The organism is Streptomyces sp. NPDC050548, assembly GCF_044457385.1.
Classification (GTDB): domain Bacteria; phylum Actinomycetota; class Actinomycetes; order Streptomycetales; family Streptomycetaceae; genus Streptomyces.
On record NZ_JBITGV010000011.1, the window covers coordinates 183,728 to 201,991 of the forward strand.

The window sequence follows — 18,264 nt, forward strand, 5'->3', positions numbered from 1 at the left end:
CGCAGGGTCAGGGGTCGCCCCCGGTCCGGGTGCGGGTGACGATGTGGTGGATACTCGCTGCTCGTTGCCCCGGTGGCGGGCACGGTGATCCGATCTCAGGGAGTTCTCAGCATGACCGGCGCGCAGGTGGACCCGACGGAGAGCGTGGAGTCCGGCGGTTCGGGGTCCGCCGCCGAGCGCTGCCGGGCCTGGCTGCTGGAGGGGCTGAGCGAGCAGAGCGCCCGGCATCCGGGGCCGCACGCGACGCCGAACCCGGAGCACGAGGGGCACCGGTGGTGGCGGGTCATGTGTCTGACCGGCGTCGACTACTTCTCCACCCTCGGCTACCAGCCGGGCATCGCCGCACTCGCGGCCGGACTGCTGTCGCCGCTCGCGACGGTCGTGCTGATCGGGCTGACGCTGCTCGGGGCGCTGCCGGTGTACCGGCGGGTGGCGCACGAGTCTCCGCACGGCGAGGGGTCGATCGCCATGCTGGAGCGGCTGCTGCCGTGGTGGTCGGGGAAGATCTTCGTCCTGGTGCTCCTGGGCTTCGCGGCGACCGACTTCATGATCACGGTCACCCTCTCGGCGGCGGACGCGGCGGCGCACGTCGTGGAGAACCCGTTCGCTCCGGGCTGGATGCACGGCGAGAACACCTGGATCACGCTGGTGCTGGTCGGCTTGCTGGGCGCGGTCTTCCTCAAGGGGTTCCGGGAGGCCATCGGGATCGCCGTGGTGCTGGTGGGCGTGTATCTCACGCTCAACCTTGTGGTGCTGGCAGTGTCCGCCTGGGAAGTGCTGAGTCATCCCGTGAAGATCGGCGACTGGACGGACGCGATGACGGCCGCGCACTCCTCACCGCTCGCGATGGTCGGCGTCGCCCTGCTCGTCTTCCCGAAACTCGCGCTCGGCATGTCCGGCTTCGAGACGGGCGTGGCGGTGATGCCGCAGGTCAAGGGCGATACGACGGACACCTGGGAGAAGCCGACGGGCCGCATCCGCGAGACCCGCAAGCTGCTCACCACGGCCGCCGTGGTCATGTCCGGTTTCCTGCTGCTGTCCAGCCTGGCGACGACCATCCTCATCCCGCAGAGCGCCTTCAAGACGGGCGGCCCGGCGAACGGCCGCGCCCTCGCCTATCTCGCGCACGAGCACCTGGGCCAGGTCTTCGGCACCTTCTACGATGTCTCGACGATCGCGATCCTGTGGTTCGCGGGCGCCTCCGCACTCGCCGGACTGCTCAACCTCGTACCGCGCTATCTGCCGCGCTACGGCATGGCCCCGGAGTGGACGCGGGCGGTACGCCCCCTGGTCCTCGTGTTCATGGTGGCGGCCGTGCTGATCACGCTCTGGTTCCACGCGAGCGTCGACGCGCAGAGCGGCGCGTACGCGACCGGCGTCCTGGTGCTGATGCTCTCGGCGGCCTTCGCCTCCACGGTCACCGTGCACAAGCGGGGGCATCGGAAGGCGACGCTCGGGTTCGGCGCGATCACGGCCGTGTTCGCGTACACGCTGGTCGCGAACGTCGTCGAACGGCCCGACGGCATCAAGATCGCCGGGATCTTCATCGTGCTGATCCTGGCGACGTCGTTCGGTTCGCGCATCCACCGCGCCTTCGAACTCCGGGCCGCCGAGGTCACGTTCGACGACACGGCGGCCCGGTTCATCGACGAGGCGGCCCGCTCCGGCCCCCTGCGGCTGATCGCCAACGAGCCGCAGGAGCACAGCAGTCGGGAGTACCGCGCCAAGGAGTACAGCCAGCGCGAGCACACCCACATCCCGGAGGGTGGCCCGGTGCTCTTCGTGGAGGTCATCGTCCGCGACTCCTCGGACTTCACCGCGGACATCGCCGTGCACGGCGACAAGAAGTACGGGGTACGGCGGCTTCGGGTCGAGGGTCCCACGGTGCCCAACTCGATCGCCGCGGTCCTGCTGGCCCTGCGGGACCGCACCGGCAAGGTCCCGCACGCCTACTTCGACTGGACCGAGGGCAGCCCGGTCAGTCATCTGATCCGTTTCCTCGTCTTCGGCGACGGGGAGGTCGCGCCGGTCACCCGCGAGGTACTGCGCCGCGCGGAACCGGACCGGCACCGGCGGCCCCGCGTCCACGTCGGCTGACCGCCGTGCGAGTCCTTGTCGTCGGCGGCAGCGGCTTCCTGGGTACGGAACTCGTACGCCGGGCGAGCGCGGCGGGCTGGGCCACGGCGGCGACGTACTGCTCGGCACGCCCCGACACCGTGCCGCCGGATGTTTCGTGGCACCGGCTCGACCTCCGCACGAACACCCGACTCGGCGATCTCCTGGCCGAGTTGGAACCCGACGCGATCATCAACGCGACCAGCGGACAGAGCGACTGGGCGGTCACCGCCGACGGTTCGGTCCGCGTGGCGATGGCGGCGGCACGCCACGGATGCCGCCTGGTCCATGTCTCCAGCGACGCCGTGTTCTCCGGTTCCCGCGTCTCCTACGACGAGTCGTGCCCGCCCGACCCGGTCTCCCCGTACGGCGCGGCGAAGGCCGCCGCCGAGACCGCCGTTCGCCTTCTGACACCGGCCGCCGCGGTCGCGCGCACCTCGCTGATCATCGGCAACGGCGGCTCCGCGCACGAGCGCATGGTGCGTGAACTGGCCGCCGCTGCCCGCGAGGGCGTCCTGTTCACCGATGTCGTCCGCTGCCCGGTGCACGTCGAGGACCTGGCCGCCGCCCTGCTGGAACTCGCCTGCTCCGACCTGGCCGGGATGTTCCATCTCGCCGGCCCGGACGCCCTCAGCCGCCACGACCTCGGTGTGCTCATCGCCCGACGCGACGGACTCGACGCGAGTCGGCTCCCCGCCGGGCGCAAAGAGGGCACGTCCATGGCCCTCGACGTCCGCCTGGACAGCCGAGCGACACAGGAGCGGCTGGGCACGCGGCTGCGCGGAGCGCGGGAGTTCCTCCAACTCCCTTAGAACCGGGCCTACTTCTTCTTGCCCCTCGGCACGGTCAGGCCCGTCAGCAGGGCCGTGCCCGGGGCGAGGTCCCGCCAGGTGCGGCCGTGCCAGGCCAGGACCGCGATCGCCGACGTCGGGAACTTCACCCGCACCTCGTCGAGCGCGTCGTCGAGACTGTCACCCGCGAGTTCGAGGACCAGTTCCTCCAGGCCGGGGTTGTGGCCGACGACGAGCAACGTCTCTACCTCGTGCGGCACTTGGCGTACGGCGTCGAGCAGATCCTCCACATCGGCCGCGTAGAGCCGCGGTTCGTACCGCACCGGCGGCGGGGTGCCCCACTCGGCCGAGGCCAACTCCCAGGTCTGGCGCGCCCGTACGGCCGTGGAGCACAGCGCGAGGTCGGGCAGGGAGTCCGTCTCGGCGAGCGCGATCCCGGCGGCCGGTGCGTCACGCAGACCGCGCGGGGCGAGCGGCCGTAGACGGTCGGGAACGCCTTCGGGCCAGGCGGACTTGGCGTGCCGCAGCACGACCAGTCGGCGCAACGGGCGGGCCCCGGAGCGGGCGTTCACGCCAACGACCCGATGTCACGGGTGAGTTCGAGCCCGAGGAGCCGGTCGGCGTAGGCGTACGTCTCGAAGCGGGCACCGTCCGGCAGGTCGGGCCAGGTCTCCACGCGCCGCAACACCCCCAGCACGGCGGGCACGTCGAGGTCGTTCTCCCAGGCGCTCCGCAGCTCGGCGCGCACCTCGTCGGGCACCGGCCGCGAGGGTTGCCGCGCCCAGTCGGCGACCGACCCGCGCCAGTGCGCCAGGGTCCGCCGCGCCTCGTCAAGACCATCCGCGTCGAGCCGTACGGGCAGGTCCCGTGGGTGCGAGAGCAGGGCGAGACGGAGCGCGCCCGGGTCGGACAGGTCCGGGGCAGCGGTCGTAGGGGATGCGACGGGCGCTACGGCGACCAGGACTCCCCCGGGTGTCGCCTCGCTCCCGGCGGCCACGTGGAGGACCTGGGCCTCGCCGAGTCCGGAGCCGAGGTCTCCGCCGTCCTCGAACGGGCGGATGCCCAACGCACCGGCGGCGGCGCGGAGTTCGGCCTGGTCCCGTTCTCCGGTGAGCAGGGCCCACACGGGTGTGCCGCCGAGTTCGAGGGCGCGCACGAGGAGGTCGGCGACGAGGAGGACACGTAGTGCCGTGGGGTCGAGGCCCGGCGCGTGCGCCTCGACCCTGGTCAGGCCACGGCGGGCGGGGGCGGCTTCGGTGGAGTCGCCGGTTCGGGCGTCGATGATGCGGAGCACGGCCCGAGCGTAGGCGGGTGGAGGGCCGTACGCACGCATGTTCGCTCTGTTCAGGCCGGAGTGGCGGGGTTCACGCGGGGCTGTCCGGCACATGGATCCGCACCTGGTCCAGGGTGGCGACGGCCGCGGTCTCTCCCAACACGTCGGCCACGCACGGCAGAAACGAACGCAGCCGTCGCTCGTCGTCCACGATGATCACCAGGCAGGGCCCGTGATCGCGGAGGTGCGGGGCCTTGCCGGGGTGCCGGGCCTTGGCGGCGCCCGTGCCGAACCCCGTCACGCCGTGGAAGACGCTCGCTCCGGCGAGGCCCTCGCGGTGGGCGCGGTGGACGAGTTCGGCGTATGCGGGTCTGTGGTGCCAGAGCGCGGCCGCGTCGAGATGGACGGTGAGCCGTGCGGCGAGCGGGTCGGGCGCGGGCATCGGGCACCCCCTGCCGTGGGGACTGTCCCGACGGTACTGCGCGGGTCGGCGAGGGGGAACGCGGTCAGCGGGCGAGCAGGTCCCGGAGCGCCTTGGCCACGTCGGCGGGCGCCTCCTCCGCCATGAAGTGGCCGCAGGTCACGGTGGAGTGCCGGAGATCCGGTGCCCAGTCGCGCCACAGGGCCGCCGCGTCGAAGCCGAGGGCGGCGCCCCAGTCCTGCTGGAGCACGGCGACCGGCATCCGCAGCCGGTTCCCGGCGTCCCGGTCGGCCTGGTCGTGGGCGAGGTCGACGCCGGCGGAGGCGCGGTAGTCGGCGACGATCGAGGGGACCGCGGCGCGGCAGGCGTCCAGGTAGGCGGTGCGGACGTCGGCGGGGATCGCGTGTGGGTCGTTCGCCCAGAGGTCGAGGAAGTGGCCGAAGAACGCGTCGGGCGCGGCGGCGATCAACTCCTCGGGCAGGCCCGGGGGTTGGGCCATCAGGTAGAGGTGGAAGCCGACGGCGGCGGTGACGCCGTGCAGCACGTCCCACATGTCGAGGGTGGGCAGTACGTCGAGGCAGGCGAGGTGGGTCACGGTGTCCGGGTGGTCGAGTCCGGCGCGGAAGGCGACGAGGGCGCCGCGGTCGTGTCCTGCCAGTGCGAAGCGATCGTGTCCCAGGGTGTGGGCGAGGGCCACGATGTCGTTCGCCATGGTGCGCTTGGCGTAGCTGTCGCCGGAGCCGTCGGTCTCGGCGGGCTTGTCGCTCGCGCCGTAGCCGCGCAGGTCGGGGCAGATGACGGTGTGGTCGGCCGCGAGGTCGGCGGCGACATGACGCCACATGAGGTGGGTCTGCGGGAAGCCGTGCAGCAGCACGACCGGACTGCCCGAACCGGACACGGCCGCGTTCAGGGACACTCCGTCCGCGACGGGAACGCGGTGGTAGGTGAAGCCGGGGATGGTCGGTGGCATGGTGCGCCCTGCTTTCGTCTGTGCTGTGGGTGCTCTCTCCGAGCCTGCCGCGCGCCGATGAGCAACGGGTGAGCGCGCTACCGTGACCTGGGGCGATGCCCCGGAAAGGGTGGTCGGTGATGGAGGTCGCGTTCGGGGTGCTCGGGCCGGTGACGGCCTGGGACGGTGCCGGGGACGTGATCGCCCTGCGGGGGCCGCGACACCGCGCGGTGCTGGCCCGGCTGCTCGTGGCCCGGCGCCGGGTCGTCCCGGTCGGACGGCTGGTCGAGGATCTGTGGGCGGGCCGGGAGGAGCCGCCCGCCGACGCGGTGGGCGCGGTGCGCACCTTCGTCGCCGCGCTGCGCCGGGCCCTGGAACCGGAGCGCCCGCCGCGCGCGCCGGCCCGGCTGCTGGTCACCGAGGGACCGGGGTACGCGCTGCGGGCCGCGCCGGAGGCCGTGGACGCGTGGCGGTTCGAGCGCGCGGTGACCACCGCCGGAGAGCTGCCCGAGCCGCGGGCACTGGCTCACCTGGAGGAGGCGCTCGGCTGGTGGCGGGGCCCGGCCTACGCCGACTTCGACGCCGAGACCTGGGCCCGCGCGGAACGCTCCCGCCTCGCCGAGCTGCGCCTGCACGCCGTCGAACGCCGGGCCGAGACCCAACTCGCCCTGGGCCGGGCCGCGGAGGCGGTGCCCGACCTGGACGCGCACGCGGCCGAACACCCGTGGCGCGAGAACGCCTGGCGACTGCTGGCCCTGTCCCTGTACCGCACCGGCCGCCAGGGCGACGCACTCGCGGTACTGCGCCGGGCCCGCACCCTCCTCGTGAAACAACTCGGCGCGGACCCGGGCCCGGCCCTGCGCCGCCTGGAGTCGGACATCCTGGCGCATGCTCCGCACCTCGATCCTGGGCTCGGAGGTCAGCAGGAACGGGGGCGGGCGCAGACAGTTGGCCGCCCGCTGGAACCAGCGCGGGCGCAGGGAGACGGCCATCTGCGGGGGCACGGGCAGGTGGGGGCGGACGGCAGTCCCCATGAACAGGGACGAGCCCAAGCCGACGGCAGCCCGCCGGAACGGGCGCAAACCCAGACGAACAGCGACCCGCCCGAACCGGCGCAGGCGCACAGGGACGGCGATCCACTCGGGCACAGGCGGGCGCACACGGACGGCAGCCCTGAGGAACGGAGCCGAGCCACACCGGACGGCGAGCCGCCGGAGTCGGCGCGGGCCCAAGCCGACGGCAGCCCGCCCGCGCGAACGCGAGTCCAGGCAGACGGTGGCCCAGCGGAGCGACCCCGGGCGCAAGCCGTCGGCGGTCCCGCGGAGCGGGTGTGGGCAGCCACCACCGCCGCCTACGACCGAACCGTGGCGGCCGGTGCGCGGGTGCGGCTGGAGTCGGCGGTGGGGCTGTTGCGGGATCTCGCGGTGACCGGAGGCGGCGGGCTGGAGGCGGCCCGCGGGCATCGGCTCGCGGCGATCGCGGCGGCGGCCGAACTGGGCGACCCGGAACTCACCGCCCGGGTGATCGGCGCCTACGACGTCCCGGCGATCTGGACCCGTGTCGACGACCCCCGGCTGGCGGCGGAGACCGTGGCCGCCGCCGAGCGCACCCTTGCCGTACTCCCGCCGGACGTCCATCTCGCGGTGCGGGCCCGTCTGTTGGCCACGGTCGCTCTGGAGTCACGGGGTACGCGTTCCGCGCGCGGGCCCCAGGCCGCCCGGCAGGCGGAGGACATCGCCCGCCGGCTCAACGACCCGGCGCTCCTGGCCTTCGCCCTCAACGGGGTGTTCATGCAGACCTTCCACCGCGCCGGCCTCGCCCCGCAACGGGACCGGATCGGGGCCGAGTTGGTCGCCCTGTCCGCCCGGCACGGCCTCGTCACCCACGAAGTGCTCGGCCATCTCGTTCGGCTCCAGGCTCGTAGCGCCCTCGCCGACTTCGGCGGAGCGGACCGGCACGCGGCAGCCGCAGAACAGCTGGCGGAGCGTCATGAACTGCCGCTGGTGGGCGTGTTCACCCAGTGGTACCGGGTGGTGCGGCTCACCGAGTGTGGCAGTGCGCTGCCGGTGGACGTGGAGGCGGCCTACCAGGATGCGGCGCGGCGGCTGGACGGCGCCGGAATGCCCGGGCTGGAGCACGGGCTGCTACCGCTGGCCCTGCTGTGTCTGCGGGTGCGGTACGGGCAGCCCGCGCAGACCGGCGAGCACATCGACTGGGGGCCGTACGAACCGTGGGCCCGCCCCCTCGTGTCGCTGGCCCAGGGACGGACCAACGACGCCCGGAACGCGCTGCGTTCACTGCCCGCCCCGCCGCGCGACCTGCTGTTCGAGGCGCTGTGGTGCCTGGCCGCGCGGGCGGCGCTCGCCGTGGGCGACCGGGACACGATGGAGCGCGCGAGGGACGAACTGGCGCCCGCCGCAGCCGAGTTGGCCGGGGCGGGCAGCGGTCTGCTCTCGCTGGGCCCCGTCGCGCGGTACCTCGACGATCTCGACGCCGCACTACGGGGCCCTCGGTGAGCGGGAGTTCGCGTCAGTCGCCGACCTGCACGACCGTCGTCGCCCCGGCCCGGACCGTCGGTGTCGCGTAGGTGTAGGTCACGCCGTGGACCGTCTTCACCCGCACGTGCTGCGCGACGCCGTTGACCTTGATCTTCTTGTGGACGCCGGCGAAGCGGGCCTCCCAACTGTAGGAGCCCTTGCGGGAGTTGTTCGTCAGCGTGGTCTTCGTGGCGCCGTCGTGCCGCACGGTGACCGTGCCGGTGCCGATGGGGACGTCCGCCGCCTGGAGCCACTTCATGCCGGTCGGCAGCTGCGACTGGGTGGTCACCTTGTGGTCCGGCGCGTCCGGTGTGATGCCCATCAGGCCCTGGATGGTCTGGCTGACCAGGGTGAACGACACCTCGGGGTAGTCGCCGTCGGGGCCCTGGCTGGAGTTGACGTGCTGGGTCTCCCGCTCGCCGTAGATCTTCTGCATCCACTGCCAGGCGGTGTCGGGGCGGTTGTTCTTGAAGAACATGTCGGGGAGATACGTCGTGGACTCGATGTTGGGTGAGCCCTGCGGTCCCAGTTCCTGCTGCTGGATGTAGTCGAGGTAGGCGTCGTTGCGCGGGCCGGGGTCGATGATCTGCTTCATCGGCATGAAGACGCTGTTCTCCTTGCCCCAGCCGGTGACCGGAGTGCCGGAGACGGTGTAGGCGCGGACCATGTCGGCGCCGCTGCCGGTGCCGCTCCAGGTGTCGTTGAAGTACGTCTTGAGGTCGGCGGCCTTCTTGTCGTAGGTCTTCGCCAGCTTGGTGTCGCCCTTGCCGCGGGCGAGCACGGCCATCGCCAGGTAGGCCTGGTACTCGGTGGCGATGGTGTCGCCCGCCTCGGCCAGGTCGTCGCCGTCCTGTTCGTTGTAGCTGGCGGCGCCCGCGAAGATGCCCTGGCCGGTGCCCTCGGCGACCTTGACCTTGCCGTTGTCCTTGGCGGAGTTGTGCAGGTCGATGAACTGCTCGGTGGCGTGCCGGTAGAAGTCCCACAGCACCGGGTCGTCCACGTATCTGCGGTCGCCGGTCCAGAGGTAGGCCTGGGCTGCCTTCTCGACGAGTTCGAAGGTGGCCGGCACCTCGCGGACGAAGTTGTCCGGGCTCTTGTAGTCGATGCTCAGGTAGGTCTTGGCGTCGAAGTTGAGGGACCACACCGGGAAGTACTTGCTCTCGGCGGTGGCCGACGCCGCGTACGAGCGGAGCATCGTCTCGTTCTCGGTGTCGAGGCCGATGAGGTGGGCGCCGGCGAGCTGGTGGGTCATGTCGCGGGAGTAGTAGGCGCTGCGGTTGGCGTATCCGGCCCAGTAGGTGGGCTCGTACGTTGCGGTTCCGGTGCCGCCGGTCTGGTACTCGTCGACGTTGACCGGGCCGACCGTGCCGGGGAGTTGGACCCAGCTGTTGGCCTTCTTCTGCGCCCAGGCGAACATCTCGACCACCGAGGGGTCGGACGAGGTGACCTTGGGGTCGGCGGGCGCGGCGGGCGAGATCATCAGGTCGTCGGCGTTGACCCAGGAGGTGCCGGAGCCGAACTCGATCTGGAGCAGATCGCCGGTCCTCAGCTTGACGTCGCTGATGGTGTAGCGGGCGTAGCCGGGGTGTTGCGGCAGGGTGATGGTCTGCACGGTCACGCCGTTGCGCCGGATCGTGTACGTGCCGCCGGTGCCGGCGCTGCCGATCCACGCGGAGAAGTCGTAACTGCCGTCGCGGGGCGCGACGATGGTCGTCTGCCCGCTCTTGCCGGCTCCGGAGTCGAGGTAGAGGAAGCGCTGGCCGCCGTGTCTGTTGCCGGTGCCGACGCCGGCTCCCGAGGTGAAGGTCCAGCCCACGCCACCGTTCTCGAACCCGGGGTCGGGGATGGCGAGTTGGGGGCGGGGGGCGGCGGACGCGGTGGCCGACAGTGCGGGAGCCATCGGTGCGAGCAGGGCAACAGCGGTGAGCAGCATGAGCCTTGAGGGCTTCATCGGGTCTCCCGGGTCTTCGGTCACTGCGGGATGGGCGCCGCGTGGTGGCCGGAAAGCTAGCAGGGGCCGAAGTGGCGATTCAATGGTCATGCGCAAGAAACATGGAAGACATGCAGTCTCACTGCTATGTTGCGTGGGAGGTCGGATTGAAAGTTTTCATCCGACTGTTGCAAATCGGGGTGGAGGGAACCGTATGAAGGTCGGCATCACCGAGGTCGCGGACCGGGCGCAGGTGAGCGAGGCCACGGTCAGCCGGGTCATCAACCGGCGCCAGGGCGTGTCCCGCAGGACCCGCGAGGCCGTCGAGCAGGCGATGGCCGACCTGGGCTACGAGCGGCAGACGCGGGGGCAACTCGTCGCGATCGTCACGGAGTTGGTCTCCAACCCGTTCTTCGCCGATGTCGCCGAGCGGATCGAGTCGGTGCTCGCCCCGCACGGCCTGAAGACGGTGCTGTGCCCGTGCTTCCCGGGCGGGGTCCAGGAGTTGGACTTCGTGACCTCCCTCGCGGACCGGGGTGTGGCCGCCGTGGTCTTCCTCTCGGCCAGCAACACGATCGAGGGCGCGGATCCGCAGGCGTACGAACTCCTCACCTCCCGCAGGATCCCGTTCGTGGGGATCAACGGCCGGTTCGAGGGCGTGAGCGAGGCACCCGTCTTCTCCACCGACGATCTGCTCGCCGCCGAACTCGCCGTGGACCACCTCCACCGGCTCGGCCACCGCCGGATCGGCATGGCGTCGGGGCCAGTTGGCAACCGCCCGGCCGACCGGCGCGTCAGCGGCTTCGTCTCCTCGCTCACCAAGCGCGGTGTCGAGGACGCCGAGCAGTGGGTGGTCCGGCAGTCGTACACCGTGGAGGGCGGCCAGTCCGCCGCGATCTCACTGCTCGGCCGGGGCGCGACGGCGATCGTCGCCGCCAGCGACTACATGGCGCTCGGCGCGATCCGCGGCGCGCGCCGGCAGGGGTACGACGTCCCGGGCGATGTGTCGGTCGTGGGCTACGACGGCTCCATGATCATGGACTTCGTCGACCCGCCGCTCACCACGGTCCGCCAGCCGGCCGACCGGCTGGCCTCGGAGGCGGGCCGCAGTGTCCTCGCCCTGGTCGGCAACCGTGATGTCCCCGTCGGCGAGCTGCTCTTCGATCCCGAGCTGGTGATCCGCGCGAGCACGGCGGCGCCGAAAGCTTGAACTCCCTTGCTCGTCCGGACCATTGACCCAGAGGTCGGATCTATGGACACTCCAGTCCGGAGATCGGACCGGCAAAGCGGCCGCAACTCCGTTTATTCATCGGGTGTTTGGCGACTCATGAATGCTCCGGAGGGGCTATGTCTCGGTCTCGGTTCGTGTTTCTCGGGGTGGCGCTCGCGCTGCTCGTGGGCGGCGGGGGTCCCGTCGCCGCGGCGTCGGGAGCGACGCCCGCGCCGGCGGTGGTGCGGGTCGACGCGTACGGCGCCGATCCGACGGGCCGGACGGACTCCACGCCCGCCGTCGTCGCGGCGCTGCGGCACGCGAAGGAGGTCGATCACGGGCGTGCGGTCAGGATCGTCTTCTCCAAGGGGACCTATCAGCTCTACCCCGAGCGGGCCGAGACGCGTGAGCTGTATGTCTCCAACACCGTTGGCGCCGACCAGCGTTACCGGGACAAGAAGATCGGCCTGCTGATCGAGGACATGCACGACGTCACCGTCGACGGCGGCGGGGCGAAGCTCGTCTACCACGGTCTGCAGACGGCGTTCGCGTCGATCCGCTCGACGAATGTGACCTTCCAGAACTTCTCGTTCGACTACGCGGCCCCCGAGGTCATCGACGCGACGGTCGCGAGTGCCGGGGTCAGCGACGGGCACGCCTACCGCGTCCTGTCGATCCCGGCCGGCAGCCCGTACCAGGTGAACGGCACGCACATCACCTGGCTCGGCGAGAAGAGCCCGGCCACCGGACAGCCGTACTGGCAGGGCGAGGACGGACTCCAGTACACGCAGATCCACGACCCCGAGGCGCAGAAGACCTGGCGCGGCGACAACCCGCTCTTCAACGACGTCTCCTCGGTCACCGACCTCGGCAACCGCCGGATCCGCATCGACTACAGCACCGCGGCACAGCCGTCGGACGCCGGTCTCGTCTACCAGATGCGCCTGATCGAGCGGACCGAACCGGGCGCCTTCATCTGGCAGTCCAAGAACGTCACGATGCGCTCGATGAACGCCTACTACCTCCAATCCTTCGGTGTGGTCGGCCAGTTCAGCGAGAACATCACCATCGACAAGGTGAACTTCGCGCCCGATCCGAAGTCCGGCCGCTCGACGGCCTCGTTCGCGGACTTCGTGCAGATGTCCGGCGTCAAGGGCAGGGTCTCCATCACCCGGAGCCTCTTCGACGGCCCGCAGGACGACCCGATCAACATCCACGGCACCTACCTCGAAGTGGTCGGGCAGCCGGGCCCGAACACCCTCACCCTCGCCTACGAGCACCCGCAGACCGCCGGTTTCCCGCAGTTCGCCCAGGGCGACGAGGTCGAGTTCACCACGCAGCGCACGATGACCCCGGTCGCGGACCCGCACGCGAAGGTCACGGCCGTGGACGGCCCGAGCGGCATGGACCACGACAAGCCGCTCACCACGATGAACGTCACTTTCGACCGGCCGGTGCCCGCCGGGGTGCAGATCGGCGGCACGGTCGTCGAGAACATCACGGCCACCCCGTCGGTCGTCATCTCCGGCAACACGTTCCGCAACGTGCCGACCCGCGGCATCCTGGTCACCACCCGCAAGCCCGTGCTGATCAGCGACAACCACTTCGACGCGATGTCCATGGCGAGCATCTACGTCTCCGCCGACGCGTACCAGTGGTTCGAGTCCGGCCCGGTGGCCCACCTGACGATCCGCGACAACTCCTTCACCCGCCCCACGGGTCCGGTGATCTTCGTGGAACCGACGAACCAGGTCGTCGACCCGGCCAACCCGGTGCACCACAACATCGCGGTCGAGGACAACTCCTTCGACATCGGCGACGTGACGGTCGTCAACGCCAAGAGCGTCGGCGGCTTCACCTTCACCGGCAACACGGTCCGCCGCCTCGCTTCGCCGGACGAGCCGCCGTACACCTCCCCACTCTTCGTCTTCCACGGCAGCACGGGGATCAAGATCGCCCGCAACCACTACGACAAGGGCCTCAACACCACCGTGGTCTCCGACTGAGGGAATCCCCGCCCGCCGCGCGCCGTTGTGTCACGCGTCAGACTCCGCACGCATACCAAGGAGGCCGAGCGTGTACGGCGACTCAGCAACGGTCCGAAAGATCCTCACCGAGTCCGGTGACACCTGGGCGGTCGTGGGCCTGTCCTCGAACCGGTCCCGCGCGGCGTACGGCGTGGCGGAGGTGCTGCAGATCTTCGGCAAGCGCGTCGTCCCGGTCCATCCCAAGGCGGAGACGGTGCACGGCGAGCAGGGGTACGCCTCGCTCGCGGAGATCCCCTTCGAGGTCGACGTCGTCGACGTGTTCGTCAACAGCGAGCTCGCCGGGGCGGTCGCGGACGAGGCGGTCACCAAGGGCGCGAAGGCGGTCTGGTTCCAGCTGGGCGTGATCGACGAGGCCGCGTACGAGCGGACCCGGGCGGCGGGCCTGGAGATGGTGATGGACCGCTGCCCGGCGATCGAGATCCCGAGGCTCGGGGCAACACGGTAAGAAGCCTGTGAACATGTCAAAGAACACCTCGAAGACAAGTAAAATTTCAGGCAACGGACTTCTGTAAGAATTCATTCATTCCTAGCCTGAGGCCTCCCGTCCGTTAAGCATGCGTGCTGACTTCGAGAGGCCTCTTGACATGGTGAGCGTTGACCAGTCCGTTTCGGAGGCCACCAGGGATCCGAGCGGCTTGCGGAGGGATGTCGGCCTGATCGGGCTGATGTGGGCATCCGTCGGCTCCATCATCGGCTCCGGGTGGTTGTACGGCGCGCACGACGCCGTCATCCAGGCCGGTCCCTCGGCGATCATCTCGTGGGTGATCGGCGCGGTCGCGATCGTGCTGCTGGCACTGGTGCACGCCGAACTCGGCGGCATGTTCCCGGTGGCGGGCGGCACGGCCCGCTACCCGCACTACGCGTTCGGCGGCCTCGCGGGCATGTCGTTCGGCTGGTTCTCCTGGCTCCAGGCCGCGACCGTGGCGCCGATCGAGGTCGAGGCCATGATCGGCTACGCCGGTCACTGGTCGTGGGCGAAGCACTTCGAGCACGCCGACAAGACCCTGACCGCCAGCGGTCTGCTGGTGGCGATCGTGCTCATGGCGGTCTTCGTCGCCGTGAACTTCTTCGGCGTACGGGTGCTCGCGCACACCAACAGCGCCGCGACCTGGTGGAAGATAGCCGTCCCGCTGGGCGCGATCTTCATCGTCGCCGCGCGCAACTTCCACCCCGCCAACTTCCACTCGGAGGGCTTCGCGCCCTTCGGCGCCAAGGGCGTGCTCACCGCGATCAGCACCAGCGGCATCATCTTCGCCCTGCTCGGCTTCGAGCAGGCCATCCAACTGGCGGGCGAGAGCCGCAACCCGAAGCGGGACCTGCCGCGCGCCACGCTCGGCTCGGTCGCGATCGGTGCCGTCATCTACGTCCTGCTCCAGGTGGTGTTCATCGCCGCACTGCCGCACAGCACCTTCGCGAACGGCTGGGGCCACCTCGCGTTCAAGGGCGACAGCGGTCCGTGGGCCGGCCTGACGACTCTGATCGGCCTCGGCTGGCTGGCCTGGATCCTCTACCTGGACGCGATCATCTCCCCCGGCGGCACCGGCCTGATCTACACCACGGCCACCTCACGCGTCTCCTACGGCCTGGCGAAGAACGGCTACGCCCCCAAGCTCTTCACGAAGACCGACGCGCGCGGTGTGCCGTGGTTCGGCCTGATCATGTCCTTCGTGACCGGCGTGATCTGCTTCCTGCCGTTCCCCAGCTGGCACAAGCTGGTCGGTTTCATCACCTCGGCGAGTGTGCTGATGTACGCGGGCGCCCCGCTGGCCTACGGCGTCTTCGCCGACAAACTGCCGCGCCTGGAACGCCCGTACCGGCTGCCGGCCGGCAAGCTGCTCTCCCCGCTGTCGTTCGTGGTCGCCAACCTGATCATTTACTGGGCGGGTTGGGACACCCTGTGGCGGCTCGGCCTGGCGATCCTGCTCGGCTACCTCCTGCTCGGCGGCTACGCCTTCTACGCCCACAGCAACAACCTGCCGGACGCGCCCCGACTGGACTTCAAGGCCGCGCAGTGGCTGCCGGTCTACCTGCTGGGCATGGGCCTGATCTCCTGGCAGGGCGGCTTCGGTGGCCAGGGCAACATCCCGCTGTGGTGGGACATCCTGCTCATCGCCGCCTTCTCCCTCGGCATCTACTACTGGGCCAAGGCGACCTCGTCCACGGTCGAGGACATCGAGCGCAGCATCGACGAGGTCGTGATCACGGACGCGCCCGCGCACTGATCCGACCCTCCTCACGCACGATCCGAACCGGCCGCCGTCCAGGCGGCCGGTTTCGGTTGTCGGGACGCCGTCATACTGGGCCGGTGACTTCTGCCTCCCCCCACCCCAACTCACCGTCCGTTCCCCGCTTTCCGGTCGTCGTCGTGGGCGCAGGACCCGCCGGGCTCACCGTCGGCAACATCCTGCGCGCGGCCGGAGTCGACTGTCTGGTCCTGGAGACCGAGACCAGGGAGTTCATCGAACAGCGGCCCCGGGCCGGGGTCATCGAGGAGTGGGCCGTCCGCGGCCTTGAGCAACGCGGCCTCGCCCAGAACCTGTTGGAACGGGCGCAGCGCCACACCCAGTGCGAGTTCCGCTTCGGCGGGCAGCGACACCGGGTCTCCTACACGGAGTTGACGGGGCATCACCACTACGTCTATCCGCAGCCGTTGCTGGTCACGGACCTGGTGCGGGAGTACGCGGACGTACGCGGCGGCGCGATCCGCTTCGGTGTGCGGGACGTCGAGCTGCACGACCTGGACACCGACCGCCCGGCGGTGTCGTACACCGACGAAACCGGTCAACGGCAGCTCGTGCACGGGGACTTCGTCGCGGGCTGCGACGGTGCGCGCGGGGTGAGCCGGGGCGCGATACCCCCGGAGCGGGCCCGTACCGCGCGGCACGACTACGGCATCGGCTGGCTCGCGCTGCTCGCCGAGGCACCGCCGTCCTCGGACTGCGTCCTGTTCGGCGTCCATCCGCGCGGCTTCGCCGGGCACATGGCACGCAGCCCCGAAGTCACCCGCTACTACCTCGAATGCCCGCCCGGCGACGACCCCGCCGACTGGCCGGACGACCGCGTCTGGTCCGAGCTGCAGCACCGGCTCGCCGCGACCGGCGCCCCGCCGCTGACCGAGGGCCGGCTGATCGAGAAGCGTGTGCTCGACATGCACAACTACGTTGTCGAACCCATGGTGTTCGGCCGGCTCTACCTCGCGGGCGACGCGGCCCACCTCACCGCGCCCATCGCCGCGAAGGGCATGAACCTCGCCCTGCACGACGCGTTCCTGCTCGGTGACGCGCTCGTCGCCCACTTCACGAGGGGCGAATCGGCGGGCCTGGGCGGCTACTCGGAGGCATGTCTGGGCCGGGTCTGGGAGTACCAGGAGTTCTCCCGCTGGCTCTCCGAGGTGTACCACGGCGCCTCGTCAGGCGACCCGTACCTCGCGGGCACCACCCTCGCCCGGCTGCGCCGGGTCTTCCAATCCCCTTCCGCGGGGCTCGCGTTCGCGGAGTCGTACCTCGGCAAGGGCCCGACCGGCTGACGGAGCGTCAATCGTGCGGCGGGCGGTCGTTGAGCCGGTGGTCCGCCACGTTCAACGCCTCGTCGACGAGTCGTCGTAGATGACCGTCGCTCAGTGCGTAGATGACCCTGCGGCCCTCCTTGCGCGTGGTCACCAGGCCCGCGAGACGCAGCCGTGCCAGATGCTGGCTGACGGCCGGGCGGGCCGCGTCGCACGCCTCCGTGAGCGTGGTGACGTCGGACTCGCCCGCCGTCAGGGCATGGAGGAGGGTCAGGCGGGTGCGGTCGCCGAGCAGTGCCAGGAGTTCGGCGGCCAGCGCGAACTGTTCCTCGCCCGGGGTGCGCGGATGCGCATCGTGCGCAGGTGACAGGTGCGTGCGTGCGCTCATACGCACATAATGGTCCCGTGGGCGCGTCACGTCCACCCGCGCACCGGAAGGGGACGCACGTGAGCGACCAGCACCACCACGAGCACCATCATCACCACCACGCCCCCAGGGGCATCCGCCACCGCCTCACCCACATCCTCACCCCCCACTCCCACGAGACCGCCGACAAACTCGACTCCGCCCTGGAGTCCTCGGCCCGCGGTATGCGCGCCCTCTGGGTCTCGCTCGCGGTGCTCGGTGCGACGGCGCTTGTGCAGGCGGTCGTGGTCGTGGTGTCCGGGTCGGTCGCACTGCTCGGCGACACGGTCCACAACGCGGCGGACGCGCTGACCGCCGTACCGCTGGGCATCGCGTTCGTGCTCGGCCGCCGTGCGGCGACCCGGCGCTTCACCTACGGCTACGGCCGGGCCGAGGACCTGGCCGGGATCGCGATCGTGCTGACGATCGCCGCGTCCGCGGCCTTCGCGGCCTGGGCGGCGGTGGACCGGCTGCTCGATCCGCGGCCCGTCACGCATGTCATGGCGGTCGCGGGGGCCGCGCTGGCCGGCTTCGTCGGCAACGAGTGGGTGGCCAGGTACCGGATCCGGGTCGGGCGGGAGATCGGCTCGGCCGCGCTGGTCGCCGACGGACTGCACGCCCGCACCGACGGGTTCACCTCACTGGCCGTGCTGGTCGGCGCCGGGGGCTCGGCGCTGGGGTGGCAACTCGCCGATCCCCTCGTGGGGTTGGCGATCACGGCCGCCATCGCGCTGGTGCTGCGGGACGCGGCGCGCGAGGTGTTCCGGCGCGTGATGGACGCCGTCGATCCCGAACTCGTGGACCGGGCCGAGCACGCCGTCCGGGAGGTCCAAGGGGTGCGCGGAGTGGGCGAGTTGCGGCTGCGCTGGATCGGGCACCGGCTGCGCGCCGAGGTGGCGGTGGTCGTGGACGGGGAGGCCACGGTACGGCAGGCCCACGCCGTCGCCGTGGCGACGGAACACGCGCTGCTGCACGCGGTGCCTCGCCTCACCGCGGCCCTGGTGCACGCCGACCCGGCACCGGTGCCGGGCGAGGCCGACCCGCACGGGGAGTTGGCCCACCACCACAGCATGGCCTGA

Annotated in this window: 15 protein-coding genes; 9 read left to right on the forward strand and 6 right to left on the reverse strand. The window is 70.9% G+C overall.

The genetic code is table 11. The features are described 5' to 3' along the window. Positions 1-111 precede the first annotated feature (111 nt). The gene (locus ACIBJH_RS28890) at positions 112-2,097 is read left to right on the forward strand and encodes an amino acid transporter (protein ID WP_399119792.1); all 1,986 of its coding nucleotides are present in this window, start codon (positions 112-114) and stop codon (positions 2,095-2,097) included. Between the two features lie 5 nt (positions 2,098-2,102). Continuing rightward, positions 2,103-2,927 carry an SDR family oxidoreductase gene (locus ACIBJH_RS28895; protein ID WP_399119793.1) on the forward strand — a complete coding sequence of 275 codons (825 nt, stop codon included), beginning with the start codon at positions 2,103-2,105 and terminating at the stop codon, positions 2,925-2,927. Positions 2,928-2,935: 8 nt separating this feature from the next. On the opposite strand, the gene ACIBJH_RS28900 is transcribed toward ACIBJH_RS28895, so the two are convergent. The 4 genes from ACIBJH_RS28900 to ACIBJH_RS28915 form a co-directional block, all read right to left on the reverse strand. Next, positions 2,936-3,478, reverse strand: a complete 543-nt coding sequence (locus tag ACIBJH_RS28900) for a SixA phosphatase family protein (protein WP_399119794.1) — start codon at positions 3,476-3,478, stop codon at positions 2,936-2,938. After that, on the reverse strand, positions 3,475-4,239 hold the full coding sequence (locus tag ACIBJH_RS28905) for a hypothetical protein (protein WP_399119795.1): 765 nt from the start codon (positions 4,237-4,239) through the stop codon (positions 3,475-3,477). The genes ACIBJH_RS28900 and ACIBJH_RS28905 overlap by 4 nt, the downstream gene beginning before the upstream one ends. A gap of 31 nt (positions 4,240-4,270) precedes the next feature. After that, entirely contained in the window at positions 4,271-4,621 is a 351-nt protein-coding gene (locus ACIBJH_RS28910; RefSeq protein ID WP_399119796.1) for a DUF190 domain-containing protein, read from the reverse strand. Positions 4,622-4,685: 64 nt separating this feature from the next. Next, complete coding sequence (locus tag ACIBJH_RS28915; protein WP_399119797.1) at positions 4,686-5,570, reverse strand: alpha/beta fold hydrolase; 885 nt, start codon at positions 5,568-5,570, stop codon at positions 4,686-4,688. Between the two features lie 119 nt (positions 5,571-5,689). Here ACIBJH_RS28915 and ACIBJH_RS28920 point away from each other — a divergent pair, with 119 nt between their 5' ends. Next, positions 5,690-8,065, forward strand: coding sequence for a BTAD domain-containing putative transcriptional regulator (locus ACIBJH_RS28920; RefSeq protein ID WP_399119798.1), 2,376 nt, complete (start codon positions 5,690-5,692; stop codon positions 8,063-8,065). A gap of 13 nt (positions 8,066-8,078) precedes the next feature. On the opposite strand, the gene ACIBJH_RS28925 is transcribed toward ACIBJH_RS28920, so the two are convergent. Further along, positions 8,079-10,037 (reverse strand): hypothetical protein, encoded by a 1,959-nt coding sequence (locus tag ACIBJH_RS28925; RefSeq protein ID WP_399119800.1) that lies wholly within the window; start codon positions 10,035-10,037, stop codon positions 8,079-8,081. Between the two features lie 193 nt (positions 10,038-10,230). Between ACIBJH_RS28925 and ACIBJH_RS28930 the strand changes: the two genes are divergently transcribed. The 5 genes from ACIBJH_RS28930 (at position 10,231) to ACIBJH_RS28950 (ending at position 16,800) form a co-directional block, all read left to right on the forward strand. Beyond that, positions 10,231-11,226, forward strand: coding sequence for a LacI family DNA-binding transcriptional regulator (locus ACIBJH_RS28930; RefSeq protein WP_399119801.1), 996 nt, complete (start codon positions 10,231-10,233; stop codon positions 11,224-11,226). Between the two features lie 137 nt (positions 11,227-11,363). After that, complete coding sequence (locus ACIBJH_RS28935) at positions 11,364-13,232, forward strand: right-handed parallel beta-helix repeat-containing protein (protein WP_399119802.1); 1,869 nt, start codon at positions 11,364-11,366, stop codon at positions 13,230-13,232. A 70-nt stretch (positions 13,233-13,302) separates the two neighbouring features. Beyond that, positions 13,303-13,719, forward strand: a complete 417-nt coding sequence (locus ACIBJH_RS28940; protein WP_399119803.1) for a CoA-binding protein — start codon at positions 13,303-13,305, stop codon at positions 13,717-13,719. Between the two features lie 139 nt (positions 13,720-13,858). After that, entirely contained in the window at positions 13,859-15,496 is a 1,638-nt protein-coding gene (locus tag ACIBJH_RS28945; RefSeq protein WP_399119804.1) for an APC family permease, read from the forward strand. An 83-nt stretch (positions 15,497-15,579) separates the two neighbouring features. Further along, entirely contained in the window at positions 15,580-16,800 is a 1,221-nt protein-coding gene (locus ACIBJH_RS28950; RefSeq protein ID WP_399119805.1) for a 4-hydroxybenzoate 3-monooxygenase, read from the forward strand. A gap of 7 nt (positions 16,801-16,807) precedes the next feature. Here the strand turns inward: ACIBJH_RS28950 and ACIBJH_RS28955 are convergent, their stop codons facing one another. Beyond that, the gene (locus tag ACIBJH_RS28955; protein ID WP_399119806.1) at positions 16,808-17,167 is read right to left on the reverse strand and encodes an ArsR/SmtB family transcription factor; all 360 of its coding nucleotides are present in this window, start codon (positions 17,165-17,167) and stop codon (positions 16,808-16,810) included. Positions 17,168-17,226: 59 nt separating this feature from the next. Here ACIBJH_RS28955 and ACIBJH_RS28960 point away from each other — a divergent pair, with 59 nt between their 5' ends. Further along, positions 17,227-18,264, forward strand: coding sequence for a cation diffusion facilitator family transporter (locus ACIBJH_RS28960; protein WP_399119807.1), 1,038 nt, complete (start codon positions 17,227-17,229; stop codon positions 18,262-18,264).

Coding starts and splice junctions, on each gene's coding strand:
- ACIBJH_RS28905 (WP_399119795.1), bottom strand. CDS start 4,239: ATGCGTGCGTACGGCCCTCCACCCGCCTACGCTCGGGCCGTGCTCCGC.
- ACIBJH_RS28925 (WP_399119800.1), bottom strand. CDS start 10,037: ATGAAGCCCTCAAGGCTCATGCTGCTCACCGCTGTTGCCCTGCTCGCA.
- ACIBJH_RS28930 (WP_399119801.1), top strand. CDS start 10,231: ATGAAGGTCGGCATCACCGAGGTCGCGGACCGGGCGCAGGTGAGCGAG.
- ACIBJH_RS28955 (WP_399119806.1), bottom strand. CDS start 17,167: ATGAGCGCACGCACGCACCTGTCACCTGCGCACGATGCGCATCCGCGC.
- ACIBJH_RS28890 (WP_399119792.1), top strand. CDS start 112: ATGACCGGCGCGCAGGTGGACCCGACGGAGAGCGTGGAGTCCGGCGGT.
- ACIBJH_RS28910 (WP_399119796.1), bottom strand. CDS start 4,621: ATGCCCGCGCCCGACCCGCTCGCCGCACGGCTCACCGTCCATCTCGAC.
- ACIBJH_RS28920 (WP_399119798.1), top strand. CDS start 5,690: ATGGAGGTCGCGTTCGGGGTGCTCGGGCCGGTGACGGCCTGGGACGGT.
- ACIBJH_RS28915 (WP_399119797.1), bottom strand. CDS start 5,570: ATGCCACCGACCATCCCCGGCTTCACCTACCACCGCGTTCCCGTCGCG.
- ACIBJH_RS28945 (WP_399119804.1), top strand. CDS start 13,859: ATGGTGAGCGTTGACCAGTCCGTTTCGGAGGCCACCAGGGATCCGAGC.
- ACIBJH_RS28935 (WP_399119802.1), top strand. CDS start 11,364: ATGTCTCGGTCTCGGTTCGTGTTTCTCGGGGTGGCGCTCGCGCTGCTC.